Annotated in this window: 13 protein-coding genes; 8 read left to right on the forward strand and 5 right to left on the reverse strand. The window is 72.7% G+C overall.

Features of this window, described 5'->3' with window-relative positions:
* Positions 1–83 precede the first annotated feature (83 nt).
* On the reverse strand, positions 84–2,003 hold the full coding sequence (locus AB0G50_RS18650) for a hypothetical protein (protein WP_360109704.1): 1,920 nt from the start codon (positions 2,001–2,003) through the stop codon (positions 84–86).
* 234 nt (positions 2,004–2,237) lie between these two features.
* Between AB0G50_RS18650 and AB0G50_RS18655 the strand changes: the two genes are divergently transcribed.
* Both AB0G50_RS18655 and AB0G50_RS18660 read left to right on the forward strand, forming a co-directional pair.
* Positions 2,238–3,596, forward strand: a complete 1,359-nt coding sequence (locus AB0G50_RS18655) for a hemolysin family protein (RefSeq protein WP_360109707.1) — start codon at positions 2,238–2,240, stop codon at positions 3,594–3,596.
* Positions 3,593–4,618 (forward strand): hemolysin family protein, encoded by a 1,026-nt coding sequence (locus AB0G50_RS18660; protein WP_360109710.1) that lies wholly within the window; start codon positions 3,593–3,595, stop codon positions 4,616–4,618. Before AB0G50_RS18655 ends, AB0G50_RS18660 begins: the two co-directional genes overlap by 4 nt.
* Before the next feature lie 137 nt (positions 4,619–4,755).
* Here the strand turns inward: AB0G50_RS18660 and AB0G50_RS18665 are convergent, their stop codons facing one another.
* On the reverse strand, positions 4,756–5,688 hold the full coding sequence (locus AB0G50_RS18665) for a serine hydrolase (RefSeq protein WP_360109713.1): 933 nt from the start codon (positions 5,686–5,688) through the stop codon (positions 4,756–4,758).
* Positions 5,689–5,796: 108 nt separating this feature from the next.
* Here AB0G50_RS18665 and AB0G50_RS18670 point away from each other — a divergent pair, with 108 nt between their 5' ends.
* Positions 5,797–6,498, forward strand: a complete 702-nt coding sequence (locus AB0G50_RS18670) for an SDR family oxidoreductase (protein WP_360109715.1) — start codon at positions 5,797–5,799, stop codon at positions 6,496–6,498.
* Positions 6,499–6,592: 94 nt separating this feature from the next.
* Here the strand turns inward: AB0G50_RS18670 and AB0G50_RS18675 are convergent, their stop codons facing one another.
* Positions 6,593–7,090: a carboxymuconolactone decarboxylase family protein gene (locus AB0G50_RS18675; RefSeq protein ID WP_360109718.1), complete on the reverse strand. Its 498-nt coding sequence runs from the start codon at positions 7,088–7,090 to the stop codon at positions 6,593–6,595.
* A gap of 119 nt (positions 7,091–7,209) precedes the next feature.
* Here AB0G50_RS18675 and AB0G50_RS18680 point away from each other — a divergent pair, with 119 nt between their 5' ends.
* From AB0G50_RS18680 to AB0G50_RS18690, 3 genes are all read left to right on the forward strand, one after another.
* A complete protein-coding gene (locus AB0G50_RS18680) occupies positions 7,210–7,674 on the forward strand; it encodes a hypothetical protein (RefSeq protein WP_360109721.1) in 465 nt (154 codons plus the stop codon).
* Positions 7,668–8,957, forward strand: coding sequence for a hypothetical protein (locus tag AB0G50_RS18685; protein WP_360109724.1), 1,290 nt, complete (start codon positions 7,668–7,670; stop codon positions 8,955–8,957). Before AB0G50_RS18680 ends, AB0G50_RS18685 begins: the two co-directional genes overlap by 7 nt.
* Positions 8,958–9,197: 240 nt before the next feature.
* Entirely contained in the window at positions 9,198–10,301 is a 1,104-nt protein-coding gene (locus AB0G50_RS18690; protein ID WP_360109727.1) for a glycoside hydrolase family 19 protein, read from the forward strand.
* 76 nt (positions 10,302–10,377) lie between these two features.
* Here the strand turns inward: AB0G50_RS18690 and AB0G50_RS18695 are convergent, their stop codons facing one another.
* Positions 10,378–11,166, reverse strand: a complete 789-nt coding sequence (locus AB0G50_RS18695) for an alpha/beta hydrolase (RefSeq protein WP_360109730.1) — start codon at positions 11,164–11,166, stop codon at positions 10,378–10,380.
* A 406-nt stretch (positions 11,167–11,572) separates the two neighbouring features.
* On the opposite strand from AB0G50_RS18695, the gene AB0G50_RS18700 reads away from it, so the two are divergent.
* Positions 11,573–12,346 carry a lytic polysaccharide monooxygenase gene (locus tag AB0G50_RS18700; RefSeq protein WP_360109733.1) on the forward strand — a complete coding sequence of 258 codons (774 nt, stop codon included), beginning with the start codon at positions 11,573–11,575 and terminating at the stop codon, positions 12,344–12,346.
* Positions 12,347–12,436: 90 nt separating this feature from the next.
* Entirely contained in the window at positions 12,437–13,015 is a 579-nt protein-coding gene (locus tag AB0G50_RS18705) for a DUF305 domain-containing protein (protein WP_360109736.1), read from the forward strand.
* Here AB0G50_RS18705 and AB0G50_RS18710 read toward each other — a convergent pair.
* Positions 13,012–13,917, reverse strand: a complete 906-nt coding sequence (locus AB0G50_RS18710; RefSeq protein ID WP_360109739.1) for an RluA family pseudouridine synthase — start codon at positions 13,915–13,917, stop codon at positions 13,012–13,014. The genes AB0G50_RS18705 and AB0G50_RS18710 overlap by 4 nt on opposite strands.
* Between the last annotated feature and the right edge of the window lie 2 nt (positions 13,918–13,919).

A 13,919-nucleotide genomic window follows, 5' to 3' on the forward strand; every position in this document is an offset into this window, starting at 1 on the left:
CGTGGGACTGGCTGGGGTTGTGGCCGTGGCCGGAGTGGGGGTTGTGGCCAGGCAGGGCGGGCGTTGTGCCGTCGGTGAGCGGGTCAGGGGCGCCACGGGGCGGTGTCGGCCGGGGCGGTGAGGTTCTCGAAGTCCAGGTCGGTCGGGAGGCGGCCGCGGTCCAGTTCGGCCAGGACGTGGGCGTGCCGGCGGGCCAGGGTGGAGATCACCGCCACCGGCGGGCGCGAGGCGTCGGAGTTGTACCAGTTGCCGAGCAGTTCCAGGACCAGGTCGGTGAGCATCACCGCGCCCGCGCCGTGCACGGTGTCCGCGGCGCTGTGGAAGACGCCCGCGTGCAGGGTCAGGTTGCGGGTTGCGTAGAGCGCGTCCAGCACGGTGGTCATGCGGAGTTGGCGGTGGCGCAACCACTTCGCGCACTTGCCCGGCGCGGCCAGCCTGGTGCGCCACGACTGGGCCTGCCGCACGGCCAGCGGGTGCAGGTGGGGCAGCAGGGTGTCCAGGCCGGTGTCGGTGGTGAGCACGGCGACCCACTCGTTGAGGTCCTCCAGGTGGTGCCGGTGGCGGTAGGTGGCGCGTTCGGCGATGTCCTCGAGCAGCCCGTGCAGCAGCGCGTCCCGCTCGTCGGACTCGGCGCGGGCGCGGCGGTGGGTCCGTTCGGCGTCGAACAGGCGCATGCGCAGGTCGTTGCGGCGGTCGATGAGGTCGAGCGGGCACTGGCGGAACGCGCGGGTCGCCTGGGTGACGCCCAGTTCGGCGAGGTCGGCCTGGTTGCGCAGGTAGGCGAGCCTGGTCACGGCGGAGAGCCGCACGAACCGGTGGGTGTGCACGACGGCCTGGCGCAGGCACTGGAGCGCGAGCGCGGCGGCCAGTTCGTCCCGGTTGCCCAGGCCGCACGCCTCGACCGCGGACCAGGACAGCGCGGCGGCGGCGCTCGGCGAGTCGGTGCGGGCCGCGATGTGGGCCATCCGCAGCGAGCGGCGCACCGGTTCGGGCAGCCGCGGGGTGGTGAGGGGCCGGGCCTTCGGCGTGCTGCGGACCTGCGGGCCGAGTTCCTGGGTGCTCGTGGTGCCCGCCTTCGCGACCAGGACGCGCGGGTCGAGTTCCAACTCGGTGTGCCGGTTGCCCGCCATGTACTGGTCGAGGAGTTCGACCAGGGTGCGGCGGGCGAGCCGGCCCGCCGACGGCTTGTCCCGGGCGGTGACGGTGAGCGACACGACGCACGCTTCGCCCGGCGCGGTGACCGCGGTGACGAACTTGTGCAGGCGCCCGGTGCTCAGGCCCCAGCGCAACCGGGTCGCGGTGCGCAGGGGCTGCTGCTCGACGCCGGGGTGGAACTCGGCCAGGCCCGCGAGTTCGCCGGTGCCGCGGACCACGCCCGCGACCCGGTAGTCGGCGGGCGGCGGGAACAGCCGGGCCCACACCGCGTCCGCGCCGATGTCGCCGTGCGCGGCGGCGGTGATCAGGTCGTGCTCCACGGCGGTCAGGTCGCGGTCGGCGAACGCGAGCAGGCAGGCCACCTCGTCGGCGACCACGGCGGCCCGGTCGGGTCGGGGAGGGGTGGTCCAGGCGTCCTTGAACCGGGTCTCGAGGAGGTCCGGCAACGTGTCGAGCAGCTTCTGGAGCCGGGTGGCGAACTCGGCGGCGCGCTCCCGGAAACCGGGTTCGGCGGTCGCGGCCTGCGCCTGGTCCAGCAGGTCGGCCGTCTCGACCAGCAGCGGCTCCGCGGACCACGCCTTGGCGACCGCGCGCACGTGCCGGGCGGTGTTGGCGCACAGCCGGGTCAGCAGGCGCAGCGCGGGCTGACCCTGGGCGTGGTGGTGGTGCAGGGCGGCGTGCACCCGGGGCAGTTCGGTGATCAGGCCGGCGAGGGCGGACGCGTGCTTGCTGAAGATGTTCGCCGGGTCGATGCCGCCGAGCACCCGCTGGAGGAGGTGCACCTGGCCCTCGGTGGCGATGCCCTCCAGCCGTCCGAGCAGCTGAGCGTCGAACCCCCGTTCCCCCACCGGCGCGATCCTAGGCGGCCCGACCGGTCCGGAACGCGCGTTTCGGCGAGACCGGGCACTCCCGTCCCGGCGCGTGCGGGGAACCGGCCTGCGCCCGGCGGGGTGGACTCTCTAAACTGGACAGGCCGTTCGACCACCCCTTTTCTGAGGAGTGATCCCTTCCGTGCACGGAAGTACTGAGCCGGGTCCGACACCCGGCTGCCCTACCGATCCGGCCCCTGTCGGGGGTGGCCGGTGACCCAGACCCTGCTGAGCGTTCTCGGTCTCGTGGCCGTCGCGGCCCTCACCGTGGGCACCGCGATCGCGGTGGCCGCCGAGTTCTCCCTCACCGCCCTCGAGCGCAGCACCGTCGAAGCGCACGTCGCCACGGTCGGCGACGCCAAGGCGCGGACGGTCGAGAAGGCCCACCGGTCGCTGTCGTTCCAGCTCTCCGGCGCGCAGCTGGCCATCACGTTCACCACCCTGATCACCGGCTACATCGCCGAACCGGCCATCGCCGAGCTGGTGTCGCCGCTGATCAGGGCGCTCGGCGTGCCCGACGGCGCGGCCGACGCGATCGGCATCGTGCTGGCGCTGGCCCTGGCCACCGCGCTGTCCATGGTGTTCGGCGAGCTGGTGCCGAAGAACCTCGCCATCGCCAAGCCGCTGGAGACCGCCCGGGCGGTCGCCGGGATGCAGGCGGTGTTCTCCTCGGTGTTCCGCTGGTTGATCACCGGCCTGAACGGCGCGGCGAACTGGCTGGTCCGGAGGTTGGGCGTGGAGCCGGCCGAGGAGCTGGCGTCGGCCCGCTCGCCGCAGGAACTGGGCGCGCTCGTCCGGTCCAGCGCCGAGCACGGCACGATCGACGAGGGCACCGCCACGCTGCTGGACCGCTCGCTGCGGTTCGGCGACCGCACCGCCGACGAGCTGATGACGCCCCGGGTCAAGGTCGAGTCGCTGCGCTCGGACGCGACCGTGCTCGACCTGCTGGCCAAGGCGCGGGAGACGGGCTTCTCCCGGTTCCCGGTCTACCACGGCGACCTGGACGAGGTGCGCGGGATCGTGCACGTCAAGCAGGCGTTCGGGGTGCCGCGCGCGGACCGGGCCACGACGGCGGTGTCGACGCTGGCCCGGTCGGTGCAGACGGTGCCGGAAACCCTGGAGGGCGACGCGCTGCTGGACCGGCTGCGGGCGTCCGGCCTCCAGACCGCGCTGGTCGTGGACGAGTACGGCGGCACGGCGGGGCTGGTCACGCTGGAGGACCTGGTCGAAGAGATCGTCGGCGACGTGCGCGACGAGCACGACCGCAAGGAGACCTCGCCGGTGCGCCCGCTCGGCCGGGACAGCTGGCTCGTGTCCGGTCTGCTGCGCGACGACGAGGTGGTCGAGGCGACCGGGTTCCGGATGCCGCCGGGCGACTACGAGACGTTGGCCGGCCTGGTGCTGGCCCGGCTCGGCCGCATCCCGGACGTGGGTGACGAGATCCGGGTGGACGGCTGGCGCATCACGGTGATGCTGATGGACCGGCACCGGGTGGCCGAACTGCGGGTCGCGCTGGTCGACCCGTCCACGCCGTCCGCGCCGGGCACGCCGTCGCCGGAGGTGTCGCGATGAGCCTGCTGGTGGTGCTGTTGCTGTTGGCGGGCAACGCCTTCTTCGTCGGTGCCGAGTTCGCGATCATCACCGCGCGCCGGGACCGGCTCGAGTCGATCGGCGGCACCCGGGCCCGGACGGTGATCCGGGCCGGTCGCGAGCTGCCGCTGCTGATCGCGGGCGCGCAGCTGGGCATCACGCTGTGCTCGCTCGGGTTGGGCGCGCTCGGCGAGCCCGCGGTGGCCGGGTTGCTGGAGGCGCCGTTCGCGCCGTTCGCCATCCCGGACGCGGTGCGGCACGGCGTCGCATTCGCGTTGGCGCTGGTGATCGTGGTGGCGCTGCACACCGTGCTGGGCGAGATGGTGCCGAAGAACCTGGCCATCGCCGGTCCCGAGCAGGTGGCGCTGTGGCTGGTGCCGGCGCACTACTGGTTCTGCCGGATGGTGGCCCCGGTGCTCAACGGGTTCACCGTGGTGGCGACGGCCATCCTGCGGCTGCTGGGCGTGACGCCGAAGGAGGAGCTGGAATCGGCGTACACCCGCGACGAGCTGGCCCTGCTGATCGCGCAGTCGCGGCAGGAGGGGTTGCTGGAGGACTCCGAGCACCGGCGGCTCGCGCAAACCCTGTCGTCGGCCACCCGGACCGTAGCGGACGTGCTGGTGCCGCTGGACCGGGTCACGTCGGTGTCGGCGAACCCGACCATGGGCGAGGTGGAGGAGGCGGTGGCCGCCACCGGCTTCTCCCGGTTCCCGGTGCGCGACGAGGGTCGGCTGACCGGGTACCTGCACGTCAAGGACGTGCTGGACCTGGCGGACGCGGAGCCGGGCACGACGGTGCCGCGCGGTCGGATCCGGGGGTTGCCCGAGGTGCCGGTGGACGCCCGGTTGGACGAGGCGGTGGCCGCGTTGCGGCGCTCGCAGAGCCACCTCGCCCGCGCGGTCGCGGCGGACGGCGAACTGCGCGGGGTGGTGGCTCTGGAGGACCTCGTGGAGGAGTACGTGGGCACCGTCCGCGACGGCACCCACGTGCGGCGCGAGGCCTGAGGGACGAGGGCCGACCGCGGACGGCGGTCGCGATCGGCTCCCTCGCCACCCCGGCGGACCGGGGTGGCACCTCTCCCCTCGTGGGTAAGGAGTTCCGGGAACCGGGCGGGATACACCGGTTCCCGGTTTTCTTCCCGTCAGTTCTCGGGGCGGTCGGTGCCGGGCGCGGTCCGGGGCGCGGCGGCGGTCCCGCGCACCGCGTCGTAGCACGACCGGCCGAGCGCGGCCCTGGCCCGCAGCGCCGGGTGGGTGGCGCCGTAGTCCTCGAAGTTGCGGGCCTGGTCGCCGCGGAACGCGCCCGAGGCGAACAGCGCGAAGGTCAGGACCGGGACGCCGCGCGCGTCGAACACCAGCCCGGCCTCGTTGCGCCCGTCGTCGTACCAGCCCGCCTTGGTGGCCACGTCCAGGCGTTCCGGCGAGGTCAGGTCGCGGCGCACGCCCTCGGTGAACGAGGTGAGCGAGCGCAGCACGGTCAGCAGGTGGGCGGTCGAGGCGGGGGAGAGCAGGTCGCCCCGGGCGAGCCGGGCGAACAGGGTCGCGGTCTCCCTCGGCGTGGTGGTGCCCAGGTAGAAGCGGTTCGGGTGGTCGACCGGCTCGACCCTGGTGTGGGTGAAGCCCTTCGCGGCCAGCACGTCGTTGAGCTCCAGCGCCGGCACCACCAGCCCGCACAGCCGGACCGCGGTGTTGTCGGACACGGTGAGCAGCGCGGCGAGCGCGTGGCCCAGGGTGACCGAACTCGGGTACGCGCCGTCGAGGGCGAAGATCCCGTCGGTGTCCCGGATGACGACGTCGTGGGTGACCTCGACGCGCTGGTCGAGTCGCAGCAGACCCCGGTCGACCTTGTCCAGCACCGCGACGGCCACCGCGACCTTGTTCACGCTGTAGGCCTCGACCACGCGGTCGGGGTGGTCCTCGACGACGGGGTGCTCGGCGCCGTCCGGGTCGGTGACGGTGATCAGCGCGGACCACGTGCCGCCCGCCTTCGCGGTTTCCCGCGCGTACTTCCGGGCGATCGCGCGGCGCGCGGCCGTCGTGCCGGTACGGGGTGCGATCCCGCGGTCGACGCTCATCCGTCCCCCTGTCGCCGTGCACCCGGGGTGGCCGGGGCACTCCGTGCTGTCACGCACGGTAGTAGGCCGGCGTAGGGGTGCCCGCACCATGGGATTAGTGTCGCTGACATGGGTGAACGGGTTTTCTTCATCACCGGCGCGTCCCGGGGGATCGGGGCCGCGACCGCGCGCTTGGCGGCCGAGGCCGGGTACCGGTTGGTGTTGACGGCCCGGGACGTCGCCGCGCTCGCGGAGTACGCGCCGCGGCTCGGCGGGCCCGAGGACGTGTGGGTCGCGCCGCTCGACGTGCGCGACTGGGAGCAGGTGGCGGCGCTCGTGGAGCGGGTCGAGGACGAGTGGGGTCGGGTGGACGTGGTGTTCGCCAACGCCGGCGTCAGCGTCGACACCTCGTTCGCCACCGACGCCGGTTCCTCGCCCGCCGAGTGGGGCGACATGGTGCTCACGAACGTGTGCGGGCCCGCGTTCACCGCGAAGGCCGCGATGCCCGCGTTGATCCGCTCCGGCGGGCACCTGGTGCTGACCGGGTCGGCGGCCGGGCGCGGGGTGCGGCCGGGGAACCTCTACTCCGCCACCAAGTGGGCGGTGACCGGGCTCGCGGAGGGCATCAGGGCCGAGTGCGTGGGCACCGGGGCGCGGGTGACGATCGTGCAGCCCGGGTTGACCGACACCGGTGGGATTCCCGAGTCGCGCGAGCAGGATCCGAAGCTCGACCCCGAGGACGTGGCGCGCGCCGTGCTGTACGCGGTGTCGCAGCCCGCCGGGGTGGACGTGAACGAGATCGTCGTGCGGCCGGTCGGTCAGGTCCGCTGAGCACGGGATCTCTTGGCACGGCGGGGAGATCGCGGTCGCGTCGGGCGGCGCCGGGGTGTGGGCCGCGCCGGGGTCGACGCGGCCCTGGTTCAGGTCACGCGTCGAGGTAGCCGTTCGCGACGATGTGCTTGGCCATCATCCGGTAGTCCTCGGGGTTGTCGGGCGCCCAGGTGGCCAGGCCGTCGACGTAGCGGTTCATCATCGCGAAGAACGCGCCGATGAGGACCGTGTCGTGGATCTCGCGGTCGTCGGCGCCGTGTTCGCGGGCGGCGGCGACGAGTTCGGCGGTGACGTTCTTGCCGGAGCCGACCGTGGCGGCGGCGATGGCGAGCAGCGCGGAGAGCTTGGGGGACTCCTGGTGGTCCTCGGGGAGCTGGGCCTCGGCGAGCGCGCTGTGCGACGCCGAGCAGAAGGCGCATTCGTTCAACTTCGACACGTGCGCTGCGATCAGTTCGCGCTCGCCCCGGGACAGCGTGCTCTGGCCGCGGAGCAACTCCTCGGCCAACTCCTTGATCTGACCACCGGTTTCGGGGCGGTAGTCCATGAGTCCGGAAATACCGGGCTGCGGCGAACCCAGCGAGATGTGCGGCATGCGGGTGATTCTTCGTGACTGCGAAGGGTTAATCCATAGCCGCGCTCCGCTGATTCACCCGGACAGCACGTCGACTTGGCGCTATCAAGGTTGCCGGGGGCCGAACGAACGGAGTACGCGTGTCGCCAGTCCGAGCACGGCTGATCACGATCGGGATCCTGGCGGTGAGCGCGCTGGGCACGTTCTCCGCGCTGGCGACCGTGCTGGTGCCCGCGCCGGTCGACGCACGGCTCACCGCGACCCGCGCGTTGGCCGCGGCACGGGGGTCCGGTGGCGCGATCGCGGACGACGTCGCGCCGCGGCTGCCCGAGGGTGCGCGGGCCGTGGTGCTGGTGCCGGGTCCGGGCGCGACGCGGGCCGGTACCCAGCAGGTGGCGGTGCTCTCCGGTGACGTGGACCAGGCGGCCGCGGTGCTGCTGGTGTCCTCGGGCGGGGTGGTGGCGTCCGACGCGAGCACGGACGGCTGGTGGGTCGCGGTCTCGGTGCCCGCACCCGAACCACCCTTCGGCGCCGCCTTCGGTCTGCTGGTGTGCGCCGTGCTGCTGGGCGCGATCGCGGCCGAGGTGCCGCGTCGGCGGTGGTAGCGCACGACGAGTTGTGCGCGTTGCGGGCGTTGGTGCGGGCCGAGGCGGTGCTGGCGCGGCGGGCGGAGTTGGTGCGGTTGTTGGACGACGGGGGTGCCGGCGCGCTGCCCCGGGTGGCCGTCGTGGGTGGGGTGGGCGCGGGGAAGTCGACGTTGGTCAACTCGTTGGTCGGGCGGCCGACGGTGAGTCCGGTGGGGTCGGTGTGCCCGGTCGAGTTCGGGCACGCGCGGGTCGACGGGGCTCGGGCGGTGCTCGCCGGTGCCGCGGACCGGGTGGTGGCGCTCGGTGAGGTCGAGCGGTACGCGTTGGGGACGGTGGTGGAGCCCGTGGTCGGGGTGCGGGTTCGGGTGGGTGCGCCGTTGTTGCGGTCGGTCGTGCTGGTGGACACGCCGGGGATCGGGTGTGTGGACGCGGTGCGGTTCGACGCGGTGGTGTTCGTGCGGGACGCGGACCGGGCGTGGTCGCGGGGGGACTCGGCGTTGCTCGCGGCGGTGGTGGCGCGGACGCCGGCGTGCGTGGTGGCGGTGACGAAGTGCGATCTCGTGCCGCACCGGGCGCAGGTCGTGCTGGAGACCGCGGAACGGGTGGAGGCGGTGTTGCGCGGGGTGCCGGTGCACCCGGTGACCGCGCCGTTCGCGGACCGGGCGGGTGAGTTGGCGGACAGCCCGTTCGCGGCGCGGTTGCACGAGCTGTCCGGGTTGGGGGCGTTGGCGCGGGCGCTGGTGGCCCGCGCGCCGGTGGGCGCGGCGCTGGTGCGGGCGGCGGCGCGGGCGCGGGCGGTCGGGTGGGCGGCGCGGGAGTTGGCCGGGCGGCGCGGGGTGGTGGACCCGGCGCGGGTGGAGGTGTTCCGGTCGCGGGTGGAGGACGTGCGCGCGCTGTACCAGTCGGAGGCGGTGCGGGGACCGGCGGCCGCGTTGCCCACGCTCGCGCCGCGCGCGATGGCCGAGCTGGTGGCGGCCGGGGTGGCCGTGTTGACGCACCTGGAGTCCGTGGTCGGGCCGTCCGCCGCGGTCGGTCCGTTCACCGGCACGGGGTTCGCCGCGTCGGTGGCGGTGCACGGCGCGGGCGCGGGCTGGTGGGCGCACCGGGGTCGGCGCAACCGCTCGGGGCTCACCGCGTGGGTGGACCGGGCGGCGCGCGCGGCGGAGTCGGCGGTGCACCGCGAGCTGGCGACCCGGTTGGCGGCCGGTCCGCCGTCGACCACCTCGCCGCGGGCGGCCGAGCTGGTGGCGCTGGCCGCGCGCGCGGACCGGTTGGCGGAGGCGTTCACCGGCGGGGCGTGACAGTCCGGGTGACCGGGGAAAATTCCTTTGTGGATCATGAACCGGGGCGCGATCCCGGCCGTACTACCGGGAAGGCGCTGTGCCGGAAGCGGTTCCGGCCACCGTGTGAGCGCTCCCACGCGCCACCGGAAAAGGACCGGTTGCCACTTGACTGGTGTAGACCAATCCGGTTGAGTGGCCCGAGTCACGTCCGAGGGCGCTCGAACGGAAGAAGAGAGAACTGTGTCGAAGTTCCGCGTAGTGGCGGCTCTCGCCACCATCGTGGTCGGGGCGGCACTGACGGTCGCGGTGGTCAGCACCTCAGCCTCGGCCGCCAACTGCGCCACCGCCTGGAGCGCTGCCAGCGTCTACACCGGTGGTCAGACCGCGTCGTACAACGGTCACAACTGGTCCGCGAAGTGGTGGACCCAGAACGAGACCCCGGGTTCCGCGCAGGTCTGGGCGGACCAGGGCACGTGCGGTGGCGGCACCACGACCTCGAACCCGACCACCACCACGACGACCACGCCGACGGGCACCTGCAACTACCCGAACTGGGTGCAGGGGCAGACCTACACCACCGGCAGCGTCGTGAAGTACACCGACGGCAAGTACTACATCGCCGAGCACGACAACCCGGGCTACGACCCCACGGTGAGCACCTGGTACTGGGACCCGTACACCTGCACGGGCGGCACCACGTCCACCAGCCCCACCACGACCACGACGACCACGCCCAACCCGGGCGGGTTCGTGGTCACCGAGGCGCAGTTCAACCAGATGTTCCCGAGCCGGAACTCCTTCTACACCTACAGCGGCCTGGTCGCCGCGCTGAACGCGTACCCGGCTTTCGCGGGCACCGGCAGCGACACGGTCCGCAAGCAGGAGGCGGCGGCGTTCCTGGCCAACGTCAACCACGAGACCGGCGGTCTGGTCTACGTGGTGGAGCAGAACACGGCCAACTACCCGCACTACTGCGACGCCAGCCAGTCCTACGGCTGCCCGGCGGGTCAGGCGGCGTACTACGGCCGCGGTCCGATCCAGCTCAGCTGGAACTTCAACTACAAGGCCGCGGGTGACGCGCTCGGCCTGCCGCTGCTCACCAACCCGAACCTGGTGCAGACCGACGCGTCCGTCGCGTGGCGCACCGGCATCTGGTACTGGATGACGCAGAACGGGCCCGGCACCATGACCCCGCACAACGCGATGGTCAACGGCGCCGGTTTCGGCCAGACGATCCGCAGCATCAACGGTTCCCTGGAGTGCGACGGCCGCAACCCGGCGCAGGTCCAGAGCCGGGTCAACGCCTACACGAAGTTCGTGGGCATCCTCGGCGTCGCCGCCGGGAACAACCTGTCCTGCTGACGTCGGGCAAGGGGAGGGGACGGGGCTCGTCGGCCGCGACGGGTCCCGTCCCCGTTTTCGTTGCCGCGCGGTCGTTTCAGGCCAGGTGGGCGAGCACGGCCCGGCTGAACGCCGCGGGCTGCTCGACCCACGGGAGGTGCCCGGCGGGCAGCACCACCCGGTCCACCACCGGGAGCGCGGCGGCGAGCGAGTCCACCGCCCACCGCGGCCGCACGTCGTCCGCGCCGTCCACGATCAGCGTCGGCACCCGGAGTTCCCGGCACCGCGCCACCAGGTCGGCCTCGGACCACGCGCGCGACTCGGCGTTCAGCGCGGCGCCCGCCTCCCGGCCGACCTCGAACCACGGCGTGGCCATGGCCTCGGCCGACTCGCGCGCCCTCTCCCGGTCCGCGAAGTCCGCCGACCACAGGGAGATCGCCGATTCCCGGGTGCCGTCGAACCCGCCGGTGTGGCGCTCGGCGAGGTTGCGGTGGAACTCCTCGCGCCAGCCGTCGCCCAGGCCCGTGCCCGCCACGTACACCAGCGCGTCGACGCGGTCCGGGTGGGCGAGCGCGTAGTGCAGCGCGACCGTCGCGCCCCAGGAATGGCCCAGCAGAGCCGTTGTGGCCGCACCGAAGTGCCGGCGCACGGCGTCCAGGTCGGCGATCGTGCGCGCCATCGTGTAGGGCCCGACGCGGTCGGAGCGCCCGCCGCCGCGCTGGTCCCAGCGGATCAGCCGGTGCCGTCGCGCGAGGGCGTCCGGCAACCCGTCGAACATGTCCCAGAGGCCGGGCCCGCCGTGGCACAGCAGCACCGGTTTGCCGGTTCCCACCGCGGTTGCCCAGATCCGCGTTCCGTCGTCGGCGATCACTTCGCACTCGTCCACGTGCGCCAGTGTGCCGATTTCCGGTCGGGTAGACCTTTCGGGCGAGTGCGATTGCGCTGAAAAGTCCAGCGCGGTGCCGTTTTCGTCCACCACCACAAGGTCTACCGCGCTGGGCTGTTCGCCGATAACCTGGCCCCGGGGCGCGCGGCCGACGCGGCCTGCTGATCGTCTTCCCGGTGGTCACGGGCTTGGTGGCGGGGTTTCCGTTCACAGTCAGGGGTACGCCGGGGTGGGCCGCCCGGTTCAAATTCTTGACCCGGTTGACGTTGCCGTTTATGGTCTAGACCACATAACCGGTTGTCCCGACCCTTCCCCGGGACTCCGACCGGTTGCGAGAGATCCGGCCGCCGCGGACCTACCCCTGCAAGGGAACCACGGTTCCCTCCGAAGGAGCTGGACAGAACCTATGGACTTCAAACGGAAACTCGCGGCGGTCGTCGCCGGCGTGGGTGTTGCTCCGTTCCTCGTCGTGGTGGGCGCCGGTTCGGCCAGCGCTCACGGCTACATCTCGTCGCCGCCCAGCCGGCAGGCCTTCTGCGCGCAGGGCACGGTCCCCTGCGGCAACATCAAGTACGAGCCCCAGAGCGTCGAAGGGCCCAAGGGTCTGACCAGCTGCAACGGCGGCCTCGGCCAGTTCGCCGAACTGAACGACGACAGCAAGAACTGGCCCGCCACCTCGGTCGGCGGCACCGTCACGTTCACCTGGACGCTGACCGCCCGGCACGCCACCACCACGTGGCAGTACTTCATCGGCGGCACCAAGATCGCCGAGATCAACGACGGCGGCAAGCAGCCGGGCTCGACCGTGACGCACAGCGTGAACCTGGGTGGCCGCACGGGCCGCCAGAAGGTCCTGGCCGTGTGGAACATCGCGGACACCCCCAACGCGTTCTACTCGTGCGTCGACGTGCAGAACGGTGGCGGCAACCCGCCCACCAGCACCACGACCACCACCACGACGACGACCACGACGCCGCCGACCACCACCACGCGGCCGACCACGCCGACCACCACCACGACGACCACGCCTCCGGCGGGCACCTCGTGGACGGCCGGCACGGCGTACTCCACCGGCGCCTCGGTGACCTACGGCGGCGTGTCCTACAAGTGCCTCCAGGGCCACACCGCGCTCGCCGGCTGGGAGCCGCCGAGCACGCCGTCCCTCTGGCAGCGGCTCTGACCAGCCCGTCGCACCGGTGACGACCCGTCCACGCCGCGCTCCTGACCCGGCGCGGACGGGTCTTCCCGTTGTCCACCAAGGAGGACGACCGTGCACCGACTCGTGGCCCTGGTCGCCGGGCTGTTGCTGCTCGCCGGCTGCTCCGAAGCATCCGACGGGCTGATCACCCCCACCGGGGCGCCGCCGTCGACGGTGGCCGAGACGAACGAGTTCAACCCGACCGACGTGATGTTCCTCCAGATGGCCATCCCGCACACCAAGCAGGGCGCGGAGATCGCCGGGTTGGCCAAGGACCGCCAGGTCCGCACCGAGGTCAAGACCCTGGCCTCGGCCATCGAGGTCACCCAGCTGTCCGAAGTGGACAGCATGACGAAGTGGCTCAAGGACTGGAAGCAGCCCGAGAACGCCGGCGCCGACGCCCAGGTGCACGCGGGCCACGGCGGCGACCACTCGACGCGCCCGGAGGACATCGCCGAGGTCGCCGCGCTGGGTCCCGCCGACTTCGAGAAGGCCTACCTGAACCTGCTGCTCGCGCATCAGCACAACTCCGTCGAGATGGCGAAGATGGAGCGCGAGGGCGGCGTGAACCCCCAGACGAAGGCGTTGGCGGACCGCGTGTTCGAGTCGCGGACCGCGCAGATCTCCCAGATCCTCGGCTACCTGGGCTAGAGCTCCAGGCTCGACGTGCTGTGGAAGCGGCGGTGCTCGCCGGTCACCGGGTCGGTGAAGGCGAGCACCTTCGCCAAGAGCGCCAACGGGTTCGTGAAGTCGTCCAGCGGCTTACCGGTCAGCACCGGGTAGAAGTCGTCGTTGCGGATCGGGATGCCCGCCGAGCTCAGGTGCAGCCGGAGCTGGTGGGTGCGCCCGGTCGTCGGCAGCAGCCGGTACCGGCCCCAGACCCCGTTGTGCTCCACCAGTTCCACGCGCGTCTCGGCGTTCGGCTCGCCGTCGACCTCCTGCGCGGTGATGATCCCCTTGGTCTTCACGATCCGACTGCGGATGGTCGTCGGCAGGTCCAGCGCCGGGTCGTAGCGGGCGATCGCCTCGTACTCCTTGTGCACCACGCGGTCCTTGAACATGGTCTGGTACTTGCCGCGCAACGCCGGGTCGACCACGAACAGCACCAGGCCGGCCGTGACCCGGTCCAGCCGGTGCGCCGGGCTCAGGTGCGGCAGGCCGAGGTCGGTGCGCAGCCGCACGAGCGCCGTCTCCACGACGTGGCTGCCGCGCGGGATCGTGGCCAGGAAGTGCGGTTTGTCCACCACCAGGATCCGCTCGTCGCGGTGCACCACCGTGATGGCGAACGGGACCGGGGTCTCGTCGGGCAGGTCGCGGTGGAACCACACCGAGGTGCCGGGCGCGAACGGCGCGTCCGGCGCGATCGGGCCGTCGAGGTCGTGGATCGCGCCCTGCGCGAACAGCGCGTCGATCCGCTCCGGCGCGACCCGGGGCAGCCGCTCCACCAGGTGGTCGCGGACGGTCGACCACGGGCCCTCGTCGGGCAGTCGCAGCCTGGCCGGGTCGAGGCCGTGCCGCTGGGCCAGCAGCGCGGGCCGTTGTTTGCGCCTCATCG

Source organism: Actinosynnema sp. NPDC020468 (assembly GCF_040642015.1).
GTDB lineage: Bacteria > Actinomycetota > Actinomycetes > Mycobacteriales > Pseudonocardiaceae > Actinosynnema.

Bases quoted from the DNA above. Each gene is read 5' to 3' on its own strand.
- AB0G50_RS18670 (WP_360109715.1), top strand. From the start codon at position 5,797: ATGGGTGAACGGGTTTTCTTCATCACCGGCGCGTCCCGGGGGATCGGG.
- AB0G50_RS18675 (WP_360109718.1), bottom strand. From the start codon at position 7,090: ATGCCGCACATCTCGCTGGGTTCGCCGCAGCCCGGTATTTCCGGACTC.
- AB0G50_RS18660 (WP_360109710.1), top strand. From the start codon at position 3,593: ATGAGCCTGCTGGTGGTGCTGTTGCTGTTGGCGGGCAACGCCTTCTTC.
- AB0G50_RS18665 (WP_360109713.1), bottom strand. From the start codon at position 5,688: ATGAGCGTCGACCGCGGGATCGCACCCCGTACCGGCACGACGGCCGCG.
- AB0G50_RS18710 (WP_360109739.1), bottom strand. From the start codon at position 13,917: ATGAGGCGCAAACAACGGCCCGCGCTGCTGGCCCAGCGGCACGGCCTC.
- AB0G50_RS18700 (WP_360109733.1), top strand. From the start codon at position 11,573: ATGGACTTCAAACGGAAACTCGCGGCGGTCGTCGCCGGCGTGGGTGTT.